Origin of the sequence: Nonomuraea candida (genome assembly GCF_000725485.1) — a bacterium.
GTDB lineage: Bacteria > Actinomycetota > Actinomycetes > Streptosporangiales > Streptosporangiaceae > Nonomuraea > Nonomuraea candida.
In genome coordinates, this window is record NZ_JOAG01000162.1 from 1 (window position 1) to 343 (window position 343).

1 protein-coding gene is annotated in these 343 nt (G+C 70.0%); it reads left to right on the forward strand.

Going from position 1 to position 343, the window contains the following annotated elements; all coding sequences use genetic code 11:
* Nucleotides 1–25 precede the first annotated feature (25 nt).
* The coding region (locus IO39_RS43520) for an RHS repeat-associated core domain-containing protein (RefSeq protein ID WP_211267397.1) at nt 26–343 on the forward strand (318 nt) is incomplete at its 3' end.

Consider the following 343-nt stretch of genomic DNA (forward strand, 5'->3'; position numbering starts at 1 on the left):
CGAGGGCGGCGTCAAGCTCGGCATCATGAGCGACCAGCACGACGACGTGGTGGCCACCTTCACCGGCGACGCCCTGGCCGACTCCACGGCCTACAACCCCTTCGGCGAGGTCACCGCCGGCAGCGGCACCAAGCGGCGGCTCGGCTACCAGGGCGAGTACACCGACCCGGCCACCGGCAAGGTCAACATGGCCTCCCGCTGGTACATCCCGGGCACCGGCGGCTTCGCCTCCCGCGACGACTACACGATCGACCCGTACCCGTCCATCAACCTCAACCGCTACACCTACGCCGCCGGCAACCCCCTCGCCTACACCGACCCCTCCGGCAACTGCCCCTTCTGC